The organism is Candidimonas nitroreducens (genome assembly GCF_002209565.1).
Taxonomy (GTDB): domain Bacteria; phylum Pseudomonadota; class Gammaproteobacteria; order Burkholderiales; family Burkholderiaceae_B; genus Candidimonas; species Candidimonas nitroreducens.
In genome coordinates this window covers 486,602-503,509 of record NZ_NJIH01000003.1, presented here as the reverse complement: position 1 = coordinate 503,509, position 16,908 = coordinate 486,602, and the positions used below count along the sequence as shown (strand labels likewise).

Sequence of the window (16,908 nt, the reverse complement as noted above, 5' to 3'; positions counted from 1 at the left end):
ACTTTCGTATCTTTGAATACTATGATCGCGCCGCACTCACTCCCATTTTGCTACCCTCGAATCTTGAATGACCGCCATACACTCTCGACGTTACGACAAGATACACGAGCAATTGCTGTTGTCGCGCTGGTTCTCGGTGATGGTGGGGTGGCTACTTACAGTGGGACTGCCAGCCTTCTTTTATTGGGGAAATGCGGTATTTCTGCGGCCCACTCACGGAGCACTCGCGGGCATCGTCGTGGCAAGTGTCGCATTTGTTCTTGCACACTTAGGTGTGACGCGCCTGATGTTGGCTTATCCGGGAGGGCGCAGCATGGGCATGGTGATCCCCCATTCCCTGGTTGTGTACGCTCTTTGCATGGTACCGGTGCTGGTTCTGCGCATCGAGATATCTCGCTACCTGCTAGGCGCCAGCTGTATTCTGGCCATCATTTGGTTTCAAATCGAATATATCGTCACAGAAAGATTCAGGCGCCCTAAACTAGCGGTCATCGCTGAGGGGCAAGCACGTGATCTGCTCGAACTGCCGGAAATCGATGCCCGGGCACTGACCGGCCCCGACTTGGAAGGCAAGCGCTACGACGCGGTGGTCGCCGACTTCGAGTGCCTGACCCCGGAATGGGAGCGCTTCCTGACGCGCTGCGCCCTGAACCGCATCGCCGTATACAACGCCCGCTCAGTTTACGAATCCGTCACGGGTCGGGTACGCATTAACCGTATGTCGGAAAACGATATCGGCTCCCTTCTACCCTCCATCCTGTACGAGCGCACCAAGATTGTATTCGACTGGGTCTTGATTCTACTCAGCCTGCCCGTAAGCGTGCCCTTGATCGCGCTGGCGGCTTTGGCTGTGCGTATAGAGGATCCCGGGCCAGCGTTCTATACTCAAGAACGCATGGGGCGAGGTAATAAACCCTTCAAGATCTATAAGATACGCAGCATGCGATGCTCGCAAGATGAGTCCGTATCAAGCCAGTTTGCTGAAGAAGGTGACCCCCGAGTGACGCGAGTCGGCCGTGTGTTGCGGAAATACCGTATAGATGAACTGCCGCAGTTTCTGAATATTCTGAAAGGCGACATGAGCCTGATTGGGCCTCGCCCCGAGCAGCCCGATTTCGTCGAGCACTTCGATCAAGAACTTCCTTTTTATAGCTACCGACATGTTGTCAAACCGGGCATTACGGGCTGGGCTCAAGTCCGACAAGGCTACGCGGCTGATGTGGATGAGACCCGCGAAAAAATCGAGCACGATTTCTACTACATCAAGCACGGTTCGCTGTTCCTGGACGTATTCATACTATTCCTGACGGTGAAGACCCTGCTGACGGGTTTCGGGGCACGGTAGACACACCGCCTACAAGCTGGTTAGCGCCTGTCGAGCGAGCCACCCGTATACTTTGCACGCCACGGCCCTAGTACACGGGGGCTCTGCCCGATCACCGATATTCCAGATGCCCAAACATTCTTCCGACGACACGACAACTATCGACAATGGCCAACCGGGCTGCGAGATCGCTTGGACCGACTTCGCACAGAAGGCGCGGCGCACACCCACCCATAGCGCACAAGCGGCACTGCTACGGCCGCCGGGCCTTACGCTGGATCTTAGCGGCCAACGCTTGAGTCCCGCCGTGCTCGATTGCGCGAGGCGGCTGCTGCATGAACGGGATTTCGACACTCAGCGTGAACGGCTGCTACACGGGGGGGAAGCCAACCCCACGGAACAGCGCGCCGCCTGGCATACCGCACTGCGCGAGCCAGCCCCGACTGCGGAAGTGATGCTGGAACGACAACGCACGAACAACTTCGTTCGGGTCGCGGATTCCGAACGGCGCTGGCGCAATATCGTGCACATTGGCATAGGCGGCAGTGACTGGGGGGTGCGGCTGGCTGTCAGCGCCTTCGGCTACCAGGGCACGTGGCGCAATGTGCGCTTCGTGGCCAATATCGACGGCCACGCCATGCAGGGTGGACTGGCGGGGCTGGACCCGCACGACACGCTGATTGTGCTGGCTTCCAAGTCGTTCACCACATCCGAAACCTTACAGAATGGCCAGCGGGCGGTGGAATGGCTGCGGGCCGCCGGCATCGCCGACCCTTACCAGCACGTTGTGGCGATTACGGCGCGGCCTGAAGTGGCCCAGGCCTGGGGGGTGCCGCCGGCCCATGTCTTCAAGCTTTGGGATTGGGTAGGCGGCCGCTTTTCGATCTGGTCTTCGGTAGGGTTGACGGTGGCCCTGGCCGTGGGCACCGACGTGGTGGCCGGCATGCATGCCGGCGCGTCGGCCATGGATATGCATTTCGCCCAGGCGCCGCTGGCCGAGAACGCCCCGGTGCAAATGGCGCTGGCCGGCATCATCAACCGCAGCGTGCTGGGCTACGGTTCGCTGAATATCGCCCCGTATGATTTCCGCCTGGCACAGTTGGTACCTTATATACAGCAGCTGGAAATGGAATCCCTGGGCAAATCCGTGGGCAACGATGGCGAAACACTGGCAGTGGCCACCGGCCCCGCGGTATGGGGCATGCCGGGCACCGATGCCCAGCACACCTTCTTCCAGTGGCTGCACCAGGGCAGCGACGGCGCACCGGTAGACTTCATCGTGTGCCAAGAGGCCGACCACGGCTGGCCCGAACACCATCGCAGTCTGCTGGCCAACTGCCTGGCGCAGCGCGAAGCGCTGCTGCAGGGTAAAGACTACGACACCGCCCTGGCGGAATGCCTGGCCGAAGGCATGCCCCCCGAACAGGCCAGCAAGCTGGCGCGCCACCGCGTACACCCGGGCGGCCGCCCTTCCAGCCTGATCGTATTGCCGCGCCTAACCCCCTACAGCCTGGGTGCCCTGCTGGCTTTGTACGAGCACAAGGTATTCGTGCAAGGCGTGGTGTGGGGCATCAACCCTTTCGACCAGTGGGGGGTGGAGTACGGCAAGGTGCTGGCCAAAGGTATATTGCGCGAACTGGCCGGGGATGCGGCCGCAAGCCCCGCATCGGCGCAGGCCGTGGCGCCTAAGCATGATGCCTCTACGGCGTACTGGGTGCAGGCTTTTGCCAAGTCATTGAAGGGTCGAAACGGCGGATAGTGATTTACCCTAGCTCAGCGCCTGACCGGCGGCACCGAAAAGCTGTAGGGGTTTCGCACTTTGTATTGGGTTATGGTGGCCTGGGTGCCGTAATAGTGCGCCATGGCCCTGCCATTGAAAAAACGATCGAACCGATGGCGTTCGCGCAGCAGCGCGGGGAAATAAAAGTCGGGGATTTCTATGTGCGACTGCCCATCGCCTATGCCACGGCGGATGATGGCGTCCCTGACTTGTGCCTGGATGTAGGTGGCCTGGTAAGAGTAGTACATGAAGCCGTAGATAAGGGCGAAGTGCAGGCCGCAGACTAGTGTCAGCACTGCGGGCAGCCATGGGGCACGGCGTGGATTCGCGGTACGCCAAGCGCCCGGCCCGTCCATTTTGGCAAGGAATCCGTAGGCCGCAAAGCTGACGGCAATCAGCAGGAACACCAGCCCGCCGTTCATGGCGCGCTTGGGAATATGCGGAGCCGGCAGCAGCACCAGGTTGGCCACGAACGACGCGGCCACGAACAGCGCCACATAGCGGCGGACATCGCGGCCGCAGCGTGGGCCGATGCCTATCAACAGAATCAAGACCAGGAAGGCTTCCCAGTACTGCACCATGGCATTGGGAAAGCGCCGGTACAGGTGATCCCAAGACCGTATTGCCAAGCCCATGTGCCGCCATTCGTGATAGCCCATGGATTGGTAGCGCTCGAAATTGCCGGGCGCCAACAGCAGCACGGCGGCCCCCGCGGCGAAGGCCAGCACCAGCCACCACAGACGGGCATCCCGCCTCTCGCGCCATGGCCGCCAAGCCAGGAAGGCAGTCAGCACCAGCGCAGTAAGGCTGGTGTTCTCGTTGCTGCAGCCCGCAGCCAGGCCCAGCACGCAGAGCCCCGCCAGGCGCGGCCAGGCACGGCCCCGTTCCAGTTCCTGCCTCTGCCCTTTCTCCTTCCCCTGCTCTGCATCGTCGGCGATGCTCCGTAGTTCCCGCAGGAAACCCAGCAGGAACAGGCATAACAGCAGATTAGTCCACAGGTAGTTGGCCGAGCCCACGATCCACAAGCTGGTCTGGCCTATGGCCGGATTGGCCACCCAGTACAGGAAAAACACCAACAGGAACACTGTGGGGTGGAATCCTGTATCGGCCGCGCGCCGTCCCAGTGCGCAACCGGGCATGCAGGCAATGGCCCACGCCAGGGCGACGACCGATGCGGCATTGATCGCAGTGGTCAGGAAGTGGCTGTTCAGGCCCAGCAGGGCGCTGGAGACGAAATCGGCCACCAGCCGCCCGCTCCAGTGCAGGTAATGGGACAGCGTGGCATGCAGCGACACCCCTTTCAGGAAATAAAAGTAGTCGTCCGAGTGCATGGGCGTCCAGTATTCCAGGCGAAACACCAGCAGGAATACGACGACGATAGCGGCAAGGCTCCAGAGCTTGCTGCGCCGGCAAGAATTTGGCTCGGACGGCATTGCGATGATTTTGAGATATGCACCATCGTCCCGCCAGAAGGGGAGATGGTCTTTGGCTCATTGTAACAATCGGCGATAAAACGCATCGGCCAGCCTGCTCGCCCCTTGATTGCCCCACACTTTCGGGTAACTTTCTACGGCGCGTACGCCATTTACTTCACCTACACAGAAGAAAGCGTCACCATCATGTACGACTGTGCCCGCAAATCAGTGCATGTGCCGGGTTATTGGCATAGCCTGGCTCGTCTTCGATGCGGTCTTCAATTACAGTTAGAACAAGATCGGGGAAATTCACCAATAGAGGCTCTTCTGCCTGCCGGACGATATCACCGACGTTCGCAGTTCCTATTCCACGTACCTTCTTGGCAACGCCTTCACTATCTACTCGCGACCCAAAATCTTGCTCAAATATTGAAACGATTTGATCTCGACTCAAAACTGCTAGCCGGCTGACTGATACTTCTTCTTGCGTGAACGCGGAAGGACTGGCGCGATGCAAATCGGCATCCCAATAGGGATGCATTGCGGCACGAACCACCTCTTCCGTATCGCCGAGAAGGTCGCCTTTTGCCATCAGGCTACAGCATGCTCTGTAGGCAGCTTGTCGAGCAGGCTATTTATGCCGATTTCACCGTACACCACCATCCCCTCCTCGCCACTATGCTCGAAAAAATAGTCAATTTCTGTCGAGCGAAATTCCAATTCGATTAGCTTATTATTGTTATCTGGCCAATTGGCCACCAGATTTCCCTGGGCAGACATGAACACCCCAAGCCTTGGGGGACGGATTCTAGTTCGAGAAAAGAAGTTGGAAAAAGTCTCGATCGAAGATAGATCAAGCGGCTTGCTGGACGGCCCGTCCCAGCCTGCCTGCAATTGAAAGAACCCTTGTAGACGGTTAAGGCCAGCACCGCCAATAGCGGCTGTCGCGGCATCGCTAATTAGCGTGGACACCCCGTCCTGCAAAAGACCCTCCTTGACCACCAAGGACTGCTGCGTGTCGGGAGTGGCAGCGTCGTCTTTTACGGAAATGGTCTGCAGCGTCTGGGCAATAGCCTCGACATGGGCCGACAACGTGGCTGCCAGTTCCGTCACGTCGAACCCGATGGGATCCCTTGAAAAAGGGTCAGGCTCAAAGCTTAGAACGCAACTATTCATAGGTAGGATCAAGCTCACGAATTGCCTCATTAGTCAGGCATTCAAAAAATGCCACCTTGTTGGCATGACGGATGCGGTCGAGCTCGCTAGACATGCGGGCCATAAAATCTTCTGGATCGGCTTCGGTCTGGCAAATTGTATCTATGTCGATCAATGCCCCTTGTATAGGAGTTTGCCCTAACACTTGTACGGTAACGCCGCCGCCAAGGGTGATAATTGTCAGCAGCCCGTTGGAAACCGTCTCGGTGCGTACATTCGTTGATTGCTTGTTAAGGCCAAGTTGACCGATTCGTATGGACCAATCCAAGGCATCGGAGGAGTTTGGTACCCCGTCCGTTTTAAGCACATTTACGTATTTGATCGAGTAGCGATCAATTTTCGAGACTTGCTGGGATTGAAGCAGGACGTTGAAGACCTCTACTATGACCGATTTGAATTCCACCCACCCAAGATAAGGGGCAGGATTCGACACGCTGACGGAGCGCTGCCCGATCATTACCAAGAGCCCCTTGAACTTCAACTGAATAATTGGCACAAAGGCCAGCTCGGGTTTTGTGCCGTACGTAGTTGCTCTGGGATCATTGCCGATGGCAACTGCTGCAGACCAGACACAGATTCGGGATACCGGGTAAGCAACATGCCCGGGAAGAAAACATTCAACGCCACCTTGCCAGCCACACGTAACTAGCAAACGGCCTCGACCAGAGGCTCTTTACCTAGTTTGACCGGCAAGCGCTTCGGAGTGTTCAAGCGGATAGTTCCGTAAAAAAAAACCGCATAACGACCATTGGCATTGAAATTGAGACTATCACAAGCGCCAGGCAAGTGATGCATCAACGAGTGCTTCCCGTGTCTCGGAAAAATACGTAGGCGATGATAGCCCTGCCCCCCTACAGCCGCTCGAAAATACCCGCGGCGCCCATGCCTGTGCCTACGCACATGGTCAGCATGCCGTAGTCCAGCTTGCGGCGGCGGATGCCGTGGATGACGGTGGCGGCGCGGATGGCGCCGGTGGCGCCCAGGGGGTGGCCCAGGGCGATGGCGCCGCCCATGGGGTTGACGATGTCCTGGTTCAGGCCCAGGTCGCGGATGACGGCCAGGGACTGGGCGGCAAAGGCCTCGTTCAGTTCGATCCAGCCGATCTGATCCAGCTTCAGGCCGGAATGCTTCAGCGCCCGGGGTATGGCTTCTTTGGGGCCGATGCCCATGATTTCGGGCGGCACGCCGCGCACGGCGAAGGTGACGAAGCGCGCCAGTGGCGTGGCGCCGTGGGTCTTCAGGCCGCGCTCGGACATCAGCAGCAGGGCGCCGGCGCCGTCGGAGGTTTGCGAACTGTTGCCGGCAGTGACGCTGCCGCGTGCCGCGAAGGCGGGCTTGAGCCGCGCCAGGGCCTCCATGCTGGTGTCGGGCCGCGGGCCTTCGTCCAGTTCGACGCGGCGGCGCACTTCGACGACTTCGCCGCTGGCCAGGTCGGGACGGCGGTCGACGATGTCCAGGGGCAGCATTTCGTCGGCGAATTCGCCGGCCTGCTGAGCGGCCAGCGCGCGCTGGTGCGAACGCAGTGCAAAGGCGTCCTGGTCTTCGCGCGACACGTGCCATTGTTCGGCCACTTGTTCGGCGGTCAGGCCCATGCCGTAGGCGATGCCCAGGTTTTCGTCGCGGGCGAAGATCTCGGGGCTGAAGCTGGTGTTGATGCCCATGGTGGGCACCTGGCTCATGGATTCGACGCCGCCGGCCAGTATGACGTCGGCGGCCCCCACGGCGATGCGGTCGGCGGCGATGGCGATGGCGGTCAGGCCCGAGGCGCAGAAGCGGTTCACCGTGACGCCCGGCACGGAAGTCGGCAGGCCGGACAGCAAGGCGCCGATGCGAGCCACGTTCAGGCCCTGTGGGCCTTCGGGTATGGCGCAGCCGACGACGGCGTCTTCGACGGCGGCGGGATCCAGGCTGGGCACTTGGGCCAGCACGCCGCGTATGGTGCGCGCCAGCAGGTCGTCGGGCCGCTGGTGCGACAGCATGCCGCGCGGCGCCTTGCCGATCGGCGTACGGGTGGCGGCGACGATATAGGCTTGTTGCAAGGTGCTCATGATGATTCCTTGGTATTGGGCCGCGTTCAGTTCCTGACGGGCTTGCCGGTTTTCAGCAGGCCGGTGATGCGTTCCTGGGTCTTGGGCTGGGCCAGCAGCGACAGGAAGGCGCGGCGTTCCAGGTGCATGATCCAGGCCTCGTCGACCAGCGAGCCGGGGTCGACGTCGCCGCCGCACAGCACGTGCGCGACCTGCTCGGCCACCTGGAAGTCGTAGTCCGAGATGTAGCCGCCCACCTTCATGTTCAGCAGCTGCGCCTTCAGGGTGGCGATGCCGTCGCGGCCGGCCACCGGAAAGGGCCGCGGCAGCGGCGCGTGCCAGCCGGATTCGGCCATGGCGTGGGCCTGGCGCACCGCCACGTACAGCAGTTCGTAGCGGTTCATGACGACTGTGTCGGAAGGCAGCAGATAGCCGATGTGCTGGGCGTCGGGCGCGGAACGCGACACTTGCGCCGAAGCCACGGCCAGCGCGTAGCGCTTCAGGCAGGCCAACAGCGGCGCGTCGGGCGCGGCGTCGGCGCGCAGTTCGGCCGCGCGGCGCGCGCAGTAGGTAAGGCCGCCGGCGCCGGGCACCAGGCCTATGCCGGCCTCGACCAGGCCTATATAGGTTTCGAAGTGCGCCACGCGGGCCGCGCAGTGCACCGCCAGCTCGCAGCCGCCGCCCAGTGCCATGCCGGCCAGCGCAGCTACTACCGGCACGCGGGCGTAGCGCAGGCGCAGCGACACTTCCTGCATCTGGCGTTCCACAGGTTCCAGTGCGGCCGGGCCGCCCGCGGCAAATACCGGCAGCATGGCCTTCAGATCGGCGCCGGCCGAAAACGGGTCTTCCAGCTGGCCTATGACCAGGGCCGCGTACGAGGCTTCGGCCAAGTCCACCGCCTGCATGACCCCGTGCAGTACGTCGGGGCCTATGGTGTGCATCTTGGTGTTGAACGACAGCAGCAGCACGTCTTGCGGATGCGGCTCGGGCAGCGTCCAGCACTTGACCGCCGGGTTCTCGAACACCACCTTGGCATGCAGGGAATCGGGCTCGCCCACCAGGCGCGGCGCGGCGACCTGGCGGCGGTACACCGGCAGCGCGCTGCGCGGCTCGAAGCGTTCGGCGCGCGGGTTCCAGGAACCTTCCGCGGTCTGCACGCCGCTTGCCTCCCATACCGGGCCGGCGGTGACCCAGGCGGGCAGCGGGGCGCTGGACAAGGCTTGCCCCGCGGCGATGTCTTCGGCGACCCAGCCGGCGACATCGCGCCAGCCCGCCGCTTGCCAGATCTCGAACGGCCCGCGGGCGTGGCCGAAGCCCCAGGCCATGGCCTGGTCGACCTGGCGCGCGGTGTCGGCGATTTCGGCCAGGTGCACGGCGCTGTAGTGGAAGCTGTCGCGCAGCACCGCCCAGACGAAGCGCGCCTGGGGGTGCTCGGAAGCGCGCAGCGCGCGCAGGCGCGCGGCCGGATCGCGTTCGGCCAATATGGCAGCCACGCCTTCGTCGACCCTGGAATCGGCCGGCACGTATTCGCCCGTGGCCGGATCCAGGCGCAAGATGGCCTTGCCCTGCTTGCGGTAGAAACCGGCGCCGGTCTTCTGCCCCAGCGCGCCCTTGGCCACCAGCGCGGCCAGCACCGGCGGGGTTTCGAAATGCGCGCGGAACGGGTCGTCGGGCAGCCCGTCGCGCATGGTGCGGATGACGTGCTCCAGCGTGTCGAGCCCGACCACGTCGGCGGTGCGGAAGGTGCCCGACTTGGCGCGCCCCAGGCGCGTGCCGGTCAGTTCGTCGACCAGGTCGTAGGGCAGGCCGAATTTCTGCGCCTGCGCGAACACGGAAAGAATGCCGAACACGCCGATGCGGTTGCCGATGAAGTTGGGCGTGTCTTTGGCGCGCACCACGCCCTTGCCCAGGCGCGAGACCAGGAAGGTTTCCAGCGCGTCGAGCAGGCCCGGCTCGGTGGCGGCGGTGGGGATCAGTTCCACCAGGTGCATGTAGCGCGGCGGGTTGAAGAAGTGCACCCCGCAGAAGCGATGCCGAAGCGATTCCGGCAGCACTTCGGACAAGGCGGTGATCGACAGGCCCGAGGTGTTGCTGGCCAGTATGGTGTGCGGCCCTACCGCCGGCGCCAGCTTCTGGTACAGGTCGCGCTTCCAGTCGAGCCGTTCGGCGATGGCCTCGATGACCAGGTCGCAGCCGGCCAGCAGGCCCAGGTGCTCTTCGTAGTTGGCGGGCGTGATCAGGTCGGCCAGGTCGGGCGTGCCCAAAGGCGCGGGGTTCAGCTTGCGCAGCTGCGCTATGGCCTTGCTGGCGATGCCGTTCTTGTCGCCCTGCTTGGCCGGCAGGTCGAACAGCACCACCGGCACGCCGGCATTGACGCAGTGCGCGGCGATCTGCGCCCCCATGACCCCGGCGCCGCAAACCGCCACCTTGCGCAGGCGCAGCACGCCCGGGGCCGTAGCGGTACTGGAAGTAGGTGTGGAGACAGCGGGGGCGGCCCCGGCTTCGCCAACCGATCGGTGTGTGGCCATCGATAACTCCGGAAAGCGCCAGGGCCGCGCAAACGCTGGGTTGCTGGGCGCCTGGCCGGGAAACGGATGCTTTCCATAGAGTATACGCCGGGCCTGGGCGGCCAAATTACGCGCCCGGCCGCAGCTTACATCGGCCGCAGCTTACATCGGCCGCAACTTACATGCCCGGCCGCGGCTTAGCCCGGCTGCAGCGCGCGGCCGCAGCACCGCGGCTGCTTGCCGCCTATTGCATCGCACCACGATGCCTGTTGCAGGCTACCGCCTATTGCATACCGATGGCTATTGCATACCGATGGCTATTGCATACCGATGGCTATTGCATACCAATGGCTATCGCACGCCGATGGCTATCGCATGCCACTGGCTATCGCACGCCGATGCTTATTGCATGGTGATGCCGGCCTTCTTGATGACGGCGGCCCAGCGCTGCGTTTCGTCTTGCATGTATTTGCCGAACTCGGCGGGCGAGTTGCCGACCGGCTCGACACCCAGGGCTTCGAACTTGGCTACGGCGGCGGGCTGGTGCACGGCTTTGTTCACTTCTTGCTGGATGCGGTTCACGACGGCCGGCGGGGTGCCCTTGGGCACCGCCATGCCGAACCAATTGGATATGACGAAGCCGGGCACGGTCTGCTCGACGGTGGGCACATCCGGCAAGGCAGGCAGCGGCTTGGTGCCCGTGGTGGCCAGGGCGCGCAGCTTGCCGGACTTGACGAATGGAATACCGATGGCGGGCGCCTCGAAGGTAAGTTGCACCTGGCCGGCGACCAGGCCGCTGATGCTGGGGCTGCTGCCCTTGTAGGGCACGTGGGTCATCTTCAGGCCCGTTGCGGAATTGAACATTTCGCCGGCCATGTGGGGCAGGCCGCCGTTGCCGCTGGAAGAAAAATTAAGGTGCCCCGGATGCGCCTTGCCGTAGGCGATGAGTTCTTTGACATTGGCCACGGGCAGCTTCGGATTGACATACAGCACGAAGCCCGAGGCCGCCACCAGCGTGACCGGCGCGAACTGCTTCTGCGGGTTGTAGGGCAGGTTGGAAATGAGGCTGGGCGCGATGCTGAAGTTGCCCATGGTGCCCATGAAAACCGTGTAGCCGTCGGGCCGGGCCCGGGCAACGTCGGCCGCGCCGATGGCACCGCCCGCCCCCGGCTTGTTTTCGATGACGATGGGCTGCCCCATGGACTGCGACATGTACGGCGCCATGACGCGGGCAATGGTGTCGATGGCGCCGCCCGGCGGAAAGCCGATGACGATGGTAATGGGCCGGGACGGGTAGGACGGCGCCGCCGCCGCCGGAAACGAGGCCCAGGCCAGAATGGCCGCGGCCGACACTGCGCGCAGGTATCGCATGCTTGTCTCCTACTCTTATAGATAGTAAACTTTTCTCAAATAGTAGAATAAATTAATGTGAATAGCAATCCACAGGAAAGCCAAATGAGGGACAAAATGGGGACGCGCATCGAGGTCTATGCGGGCACGGCCGGCCATTCCGCGTGGTTCAGCGACGACATGGGCGCAACCTGGGTGCACCCGAACAGCCATTCCGGCATGTATCTCGAGGCCCGCGTCTGGACGTTCTGCAGCCACCCCGCCGCCCCCGACGAGCTCTACGCCGGCACCGACATGGGGCTGTTCAAATGGAGCGAACTTACGGTGCGCTGGACGCCCGTGGCCTCGCCCATGCAAGACGTGTGGGCGCTGGCGCAAGACCCGCACAACCCCGACATCATCTATGCCGGCACCAGGCCGGCGGCGTTTTTCCGTTCGGACGATGCCGGCGCCACCTGGCACGAGCTGAACGTCCCTGGCCTGGCGAAGTTTGCGCAGGCCAATATGGGCCCCACCCGGGTCACGCAGATACTGATCTCGGCGGCCGACCCCGGCGCCATCTGGGCCACGGTCGAAATCGGCGGAATATTCCGCAGCGGCGACGGCGGCCGAACCTGGGAGCGGCGCGACACCGGCCTGCTGTCGGCCGACGTGCACGGCGTGGCGTGCATCAAAAATGCCACCGGCGCCGTCGTGCTGTTCGCCACGACCAACCAGGGCCTGCACCGCAGCGACGACGGCGGCCTGAACTGGCATTTCCAGGAACTGGACGCCCCATGGCAATACACGCGCGCCATCGTGCCGCGCGCCGACGGCGACGCCACTTTGTTCCTGACCAACGGCAACGGGCCGCCCGGCTCCACCGGCATCTTGTGGCGCAGCACCGACTACGGCAGCACATGGCGCAAGACCACGCTGCCCACCGCTGGCTTGAACAGCACGCCCTGGTGCGTGGCCACGCACCCGTCCAACCCCAGGCTGCTCTTTCTTGCCACCAATCTGGGCCAGCTTTATCGTAGCGAAGACGGCGGCGACACCTGGCTGCGGCTGCCGCACGAATTCGGCGAAGTGCGGTCGCTGCACTGGCGGCCGATCACCGCGCACGAAAACCGCCCCGCTCATTCCATTACCGTGCGGCCGCCTGCCCGCGCCCGCCTTCCAGAGGTCACTCCATGAATGCTCCCCGCTACCCGCAGATCCCCGAACAGGAAATGTCCGAACGGCAGCGCCAGGTCGCCGCGGAAATCGCCGCGGGGCCGCGCGGCAGCCTGCGCGGCCCCTTTCTTGCCCTGATCCACCAGCCCGAACTTGCCAGCCGCGTGCAAAGCCTGGGCGAGTACCTGCGCTTCGGCACCGGGCTTGCCCCCGACCTGGTGGAATTGGCGGTGCTGGTCACAGCCAGGCACTGGAACTGCCAGTACGAATGGCTCTCGCACTCGCGCATCGCGCGCCAGTCCACCAGCCTGCCGGAAACAGTCATAGAGGCCATCTCGCGCGGCGAATTGCCCGCGGACATGAATGACGACCAGGCCGCGGTGTACCACTATTGCCGCAGCATGCACCGCAACGGCACGCCGGACGACGCCACTTTCGACGCCGTCGCGCAGCGCTTCGGGCGGCCGGGCGCGCTCGACCTGATCGCGCTTTGCGGCTATTACGCCATGCTGGCTATGGCGCTGAATACGGCGCGCATTCCATTGCCCGAAGGCGTAAAGCCGCCCCTGCCCGTTGTGCAGCCCGAAGCAGGCCGGCCATGACCAGGCCCGTAAAGCTCGGCCTGATGGTGCCGGCCAACAATACGACCATGGAACCGGAAATGCTGCGATGGATGCCCGCGGCAAGCCGCTGCCAGACTCTGCGCGTGCCCCGCGGCGCGGGCCTGCTGACCCCCGAATCCCTGCCGGCCTACAAGCAGTCCGCCATCGACCTGGCCGCCGATTTCACCCGCAACCCCGTGGATGTCGTGGCCTACGGCTGCACCGCGGCCGGCTTCATCCTGGGGCCCGAAGGGGACGCCTCGATCGCCGCCGACCTTGCCGCCCTGACCGGCCGGCCGGTCGTGACCACCGCAAGGGCCATGCTGGACGCCTTGTGCGAAGCCGGCGCGCGCCGCATCGCGCTGCTTACGCCGTACCAGGACGACGTGAACGACCGCATCCGCAGCTTTCTGCTTTCGGGCGGCATCGACGTCGCGCGCCTCGAAAGCTTCCACGCGCCCGATGTCACGGCCCTCGGCCGCATCACCGAACAGCAGGTCGAGGAACGCGCGCTTTCCATGCGCGACACCGACTGCGACGCCTTGTTCATCGCCTGCTCGCAGCTGCCCACCATCAATATTCTGGAACCACTGCGCAAGGCGTTCGGCAAGCCTGTGCTGTCGTCCATCCAGGCCACCGCGCACTACGTGCTGCGGCACGCCGCCGCGGCCGCGGCCTGAAGGGCTGCGCGCGCTTCAAGGCCCGGGGGCCCGGGCGGCCCGCAAGCGGCCGCCATGGCCTTATCTTCTAGCCTATGGCCCTGGCGGGCAGATCCATCATGTTCTCGGTGGCGGCAATGCGCGCCGAGATCTCCTGGCCGGCGCGCACGACCTCGGGCGTCAGGGTGCGGAACGCCGTGATGTCCGAATTCTCGGCCCATGCCACCATGGCCAGGCTGCCCAGCACCTCGCCGTCGCGATTGAACAGCCCGGTGGCAATCGACATGACGCCGGGGTTGTATTCGCCCACGGTCATGCAGTAGCCATCGGAACGGATCTGCTTCAGCGCCCTCTTGAAATGCTCCCAGTCCGACCCCAGGCCGCCGGAGGCGATATCCTTGCGATTCTTGGCATAGATAGAGCGCAATTGGTGCAAGGGCAGGTGTGCCAGGATGGCCTTGGCCGACGCCCCGGCAATCAGCGGGCGGCGCTGGCCCCGGTTGAAGAGCTGCGGCGGCGCGTCGCGGCTGCGCGCCTGCTGCACGCACATGACGGAATCGCTGAACAGAATGCACAGCAGCGTGCTGTACCCCAAGGAGTCGGTAAGGTGCTGGGCAATGGACGTTCCGGCCACATAGACCGGATCGCACAGCCGTATGGTGCGATCCAGTTCCAGGATGCGGGGGCCCAGCACATAAGAGCCGTTGGCCACGCGCGCCAGGAAACCCGCGCCGCACAAGACCTTCAGATAGCGGTAGCAGGTGGAAGGCGGCGAGCCGGAATAGCGGATCAGGTCGTCCACCGACCATACCGGGGCGGCGGGCGTGAACACATCCAGCAGGCTCAGCATTCTTTCGAGACTGCTCACGGCTCAGCTCCCGATTCCGTGCCGCCGCCGGTATCTCGCGACTCTCAAAACCATAAAATTTCCCACTTAGTAAGATAAGTTATATAATTTTTGCGGCACCGCCGGGCACGCCCGGTACCAGCAACCGCAGCGGCCCAGCCATTTTCGCCCCCGCACGCAGGCCGGACGCCGGCGCCCATGGCGCAGCCCCACGCAGCAATAAAACAATAATTTTCAATATATTGGAGACATTATCATGACATGGAAACTACTCGCCACCACCTTGCTGGCGACCTCGGCGCTGGCCGCCGCGGCGCCGGCCCAGTCGGCCTGGCCCGACAAGCCGATACGCATCGTCGTGCCGTTCGCGCCGGGCTCGTTCACGGACGTCGCCGCGCGCGCCGTCGGCAATGTGCTGTCGCAACAGATCGGCCAGCCCGTGGTCGTGGAAAACCACGGCGGCGCGGGCAGCACCATAGGCACGGAAATCGTCGCACACGCGAAACCCGATGGCTATACCTTTCTCTTGACGGACAACTCGTTCGCCGTGTCGGCTGCGCTGTACTCGAAGCTGCCCTACAAGCCGTTCCAAGACCTGACCCAGGTTTCCCTGATAGCGGAAGCCCCGGCCGTGCTGGTGGCGCGCTCCGACCTGCCCACCAAAACGCTCAAGGCTACGCTGGACGACGCCCGCGCCCACCCCGACAAGCTCACGTTCGGTTCGGGCGGTACCGGGTCATCGGCCCACCTGGCCATGGAAATGCTGCTGCTGCAGGCCCACGTCAAGGCCAGGCACATTCCGTACAAGGGGGTCGCCGCGGCCATCACCGACATCGTCGCCAAGCGCATCGACATCGGCATAGGCAGCGTCGGTTCGACGGCGCAGTATATTGTCAACGGCCGCATCATGGGGCTGGCCGTCAGCGGCAACAAGCGCCACCCGATGTTCCCCCAGGTGCCCACTTTCGCAGAGGCCGGCTATCCCGACTACCAGATGATGTACCGCTTCGGCGTCATGGCGCCGGCCCAGACCCCAACGGCCATCATCACGCGCATGCAAAAAGAAATTGCCGTGGCCCTGAAGAGCCCCGCGGTCGGCAAGGTGTTCGGCACCGCCGGGGTAGAGCCCAAATCCAGCACGCCGGCCGACTACGCGAAAGAAGTCCGGGACGAAAGCAATATGTGGAAAGACGTCATACACCGTGCCAATGTCAAAATGGAGTAATTCAATGAGCCGATACGAAAACCAGGCCAAGCGCAAGATGCTGTCGGGCGGCCTGGCGATCTGCATGGGGCTGCGCCAGGCGCGAACCGTGGACATCGCCCCCATCGCCGCCGCCTGCGGCTTCGACGCCATCTATGTCGACATGGAACACAGCCCCGTGTCCATGGAAAGCGTATCGGCCATTTGCACCGCCGCGGTGGGCTACGGCATAACGCCGCTGGTGCGCATTCCCGGCCATGGCAGCGAAGACTTGTCGCGGGTGCTGGACGGCGGCGCCTACGGCGCCATCGTGCCTCACGTGGAAACCGCCGAACAGGCGGCCGAACTTGTCCGGGCGGCGAAGTACCCGCCCATCGGCCATCGGTCGGTCATGGGCAGCGGGCCGTCGCTGGGCTATCGCAAAATGCCGCTGGCCGAGGTCAATGACCGCGTCAATGAAGAAACCCTGCTGATCGTCATGCTCGAGACGCCGCAGGGCATCGCCAACGCCGACCAGATCGCGGCCACGCCGGGCGTCGACATGCTGCTGATCGGGTCGAACGATCTATGCACCGAAATGGGCATTCCCGGCCAGCTGCACCATCCCGATCTGCGCGCCGCCTACCAGGCCACTGCCCAGGCCTGCAAGAACCACGGCAAAATCCTGGGCATAGGCGGCATCCGCTCCGACATCGAGCTGCAGACCGAACTGCTCGCGCTGGGCGCCCGCTTCATCATCGCCGGCAGCGACGTCACCTATCTGATGGAAGCCGCAAGCAAAGACGCGCAAAAACTCAGCTCGCTCGGAACCAAACAGTAGAAG

15 protein-coding genes are annotated in these 16,908 nt (G+C 63.4%); 7 read left to right on the top strand and 8 right to left on the bottom strand.

Going from position 1 to position 16,908, the window contains the following annotated elements; translation table 11 throughout:
* Positions 1-67 precede the first annotated feature (67 nt).
* On the top strand, positions 68-1,345 hold the full coding sequence (locus CEY11_RS05975) for an exopolysaccharide biosynthesis polyprenyl glycosylphosphotransferase (RefSeq protein ID WP_088602432.1): 1,278 nt from the start codon (positions 68-70) through the stop codon (positions 1,343-1,345).
* A gap of 106 nt (positions 1,346-1,451) precedes the next feature.
* Positions 1,452-3,083, top strand: coding sequence for a glucose-6-phosphate isomerase (pgi, locus tag CEY11_RS05970; protein ID WP_088602431.1), 1,632 nt, complete (start codon positions 1,452-1,454; stop codon positions 3,081-3,083).
* 14 nt (positions 3,084-3,097) lie between these two features.
* On the opposite strand, the gene CEY11_RS05965 is transcribed toward pgi, so the two are convergent.
* The 7 genes from CEY11_RS05965 to CEY11_RS05940 all read right to left on the bottom strand — a co-directional run bounded on the left by CEY11_RS05965 (position 3,098) and on the right by CEY11_RS05940 (position 11,639).
* Positions 3,098-4,537 (bottom strand): DUF6056 family protein, encoded by a 1,440-nt coding sequence (locus tag CEY11_RS05965; protein WP_088602430.1) that lies wholly within the window; start codon positions 4,535-4,537, stop codon positions 3,098-3,100.
* A 184-nt stretch (positions 4,538-4,721) separates the two neighbouring features.
* Entirely contained in the window at positions 4,722-5,111 is a 390-nt protein-coding gene (locus tag CEY11_RS25020) for a hypothetical protein (protein ID WP_143322695.1), read from the bottom strand.
* The gene (locus tag CEY11_RS05960) at positions 5,111-5,632 is read right to left on the bottom strand and encodes a hypothetical protein (protein WP_143322693.1); all 522 of its coding nucleotides are present in this window, start codon (positions 5,630-5,632) and stop codon (positions 5,111-5,113) included. Before CEY11_RS05960 ends, CEY11_RS25020 begins: the two co-directional genes overlap by 1 nt.
* 55 nt (positions 5,633-5,687) lie before the next feature.
* Complete coding sequence (locus CEY11_RS05955; RefSeq protein WP_088602428.1) at positions 5,688-6,386, bottom strand: TIGR04255 family protein; 699 nt, start codon at positions 6,384-6,386, stop codon at positions 5,688-5,690.
* 199 nt (positions 6,387-6,585) lie between these two features.
* Positions 6,586-7,782 carry an acetyl-CoA C-acyltransferase gene (locus tag CEY11_RS05950; protein WP_088602427.1) on the bottom strand — a complete coding sequence of 399 codons (1,197 nt, stop codon included), beginning with the start codon at positions 7,780-7,782 and terminating at the stop codon, positions 6,586-6,588.
* Between the two features lie 26 nt (positions 7,783-7,808).
* A complete protein-coding gene (locus CEY11_RS05945) occupies positions 7,809-10,289 on the bottom strand; it encodes a 3-hydroxyacyl-CoA dehydrogenase/enoyl-CoA hydratase family protein (RefSeq protein WP_088602426.1) in 2,481 nt (826 codons plus the stop codon).
* Positions 10,290-10,670: 381 nt separating this feature from the next.
* Positions 10,671-11,639, bottom strand: coding sequence for a Bug family tripartite tricarboxylate transporter substrate binding protein (locus tag CEY11_RS05940; RefSeq protein ID WP_088602425.1), 969 nt, complete (start codon positions 11,637-11,639; stop codon positions 10,671-10,673).
* Between the two features lie 84 nt (positions 11,640-11,723).
* Between CEY11_RS05940 and CEY11_RS05935 the strand changes: the two genes are divergently transcribed.
* Genes CEY11_RS05935 through CEY11_RS05925 form a run of 3 tightly spaced genes read left to right on the top strand, consistent with a single transcriptional unit; the run spans position 11,724 to position 14,055 of the window.
* On the top strand, positions 11,724-12,794 hold the full coding sequence (locus tag CEY11_RS05935) for a WD40/YVTN/BNR-like repeat-containing protein (protein WP_088602424.1): 1,071 nt from the start codon (positions 11,724-11,726) through the stop codon (positions 12,792-12,794).
* Complete coding sequence (locus CEY11_RS05930) at positions 12,791-13,375, top strand: carboxymuconolactone decarboxylase family protein (protein WP_088602423.1); 585 nt, start codon at positions 12,791-12,793, stop codon at positions 13,373-13,375. Before CEY11_RS05935 ends, CEY11_RS05930 begins: the two co-directional genes overlap by 4 nt.
* Entirely contained in the window at positions 13,372-14,055 is a 684-nt protein-coding gene (locus CEY11_RS05925) for a maleate cis-trans isomerase family protein (RefSeq protein ID WP_088602422.1), read from the top strand. The genes CEY11_RS05930 and CEY11_RS05925 overlap by 4 nt, the downstream gene beginning before the upstream one ends.
* 67 nt (positions 14,056-14,122) lie before the next feature.
* Here CEY11_RS05925 and CEY11_RS05920 read toward each other — a convergent pair whose 3' ends face one another.
* Positions 14,123-14,902, bottom strand: a complete 780-nt coding sequence (locus CEY11_RS05920; RefSeq protein ID WP_143322691.1) for an IclR family transcriptional regulator — start codon at positions 14,900-14,902, stop codon at positions 14,123-14,125.
* A 235-nt stretch (positions 14,903-15,137) separates the two neighbouring features.
* On the opposite strand from CEY11_RS05920, the gene CEY11_RS05915 reads away from it, so the two are divergent.
* On the top strand, positions 15,138-16,106 hold the full coding sequence (locus CEY11_RS05915; RefSeq protein WP_088602420.1) for a tripartite tricarboxylate transporter substrate binding protein: 969 nt from the start codon (positions 15,138-15,140) through the stop codon (positions 16,104-16,106).
* Between the two features lie 4 nt (positions 16,107-16,110).
* Complete coding sequence (locus tag CEY11_RS05910; RefSeq protein ID WP_088602419.1) at positions 16,111-16,905, top strand: HpcH/HpaI aldolase family protein; 795 nt, start codon at positions 16,111-16,113, stop codon at positions 16,903-16,905.
* The last annotated feature ends 3 nt before the right edge of the window (positions 16,906-16,908 follow it).

Excerpts from the sequence above, each read along its gene's own strand:
- CEY11_RS05975 (WP_088602432.1), top strand. The coding sequence starts at position 68 with ATGACCGCCATACACTCTCGACGTTACGACAAGATACACGAGCAATTG.
- pgi (WP_088602431.1), top strand. The coding sequence starts at position 1,452 with ATGCCCAAACATTCTTCCGACGACACGACAACTATCGACAATGGCCAA.
- CEY11_RS05965 (WP_088602430.1), bottom strand. The coding sequence starts at position 4,537 with ATGCCGTCCGAGCCAAATTCTTGCCGGCGCAGCAAGCTCTGGAGCCTT.
- CEY11_RS25020 (WP_143322695.1), bottom strand. The coding sequence starts at position 5,111 with ATGGCAAAAGGCGACCTTCTCGGCGATACGGAAGAGGTGGTTCGTGCC.
- CEY11_RS05950 (WP_088602427.1), bottom strand. The coding sequence starts at position 7,782 with ATGAGCACCTTGCAACAAGCCTATATCGTCGCCGCCACCCGTACGCCG.
- CEY11_RS05945 (WP_088602426.1), bottom strand. The coding sequence starts at position 10,289 with ATGGCCACACACCGATCGGTTGGCGAAGCCGGGGCCGCCCCCGCTGTC.
- CEY11_RS05940 (WP_088602425.1), bottom strand. The coding sequence starts at position 11,639 with ATGCGATACCTGCGCGCAGTGTCGGCCGCGGCCATTCTGGCCTGGGCC.
- CEY11_RS05935 (WP_088602424.1), top strand. The coding sequence starts at position 11,724 with ATGAGGGACAAAATGGGGACGCGCATCGAGGTCTATGCGGGCACGGCC.
- CEY11_RS05930 (WP_088602423.1), top strand. The coding sequence starts at position 12,791 with ATGAATGCTCCCCGCTACCCGCAGATCCCCGAACAGGAAATGTCCGAA.
- CEY11_RS05925 (WP_088602422.1), top strand. The coding sequence starts at position 13,372 with ATGACCAGGCCCGTAAAGCTCGGCCTGATGGTGCCGGCCAACAATACG.
- CEY11_RS05915 (WP_088602420.1), top strand. The coding sequence starts at position 15,138 with ATGACATGGAAACTACTCGCCACCACCTTGCTGGCGACCTCGGCGCTG.
- CEY11_RS05910 (WP_088602419.1), top strand. The coding sequence starts at position 16,111 with ATGAGCCGATACGAAAACCAGGCCAAGCGCAAGATGCTGTCGGGCGGC.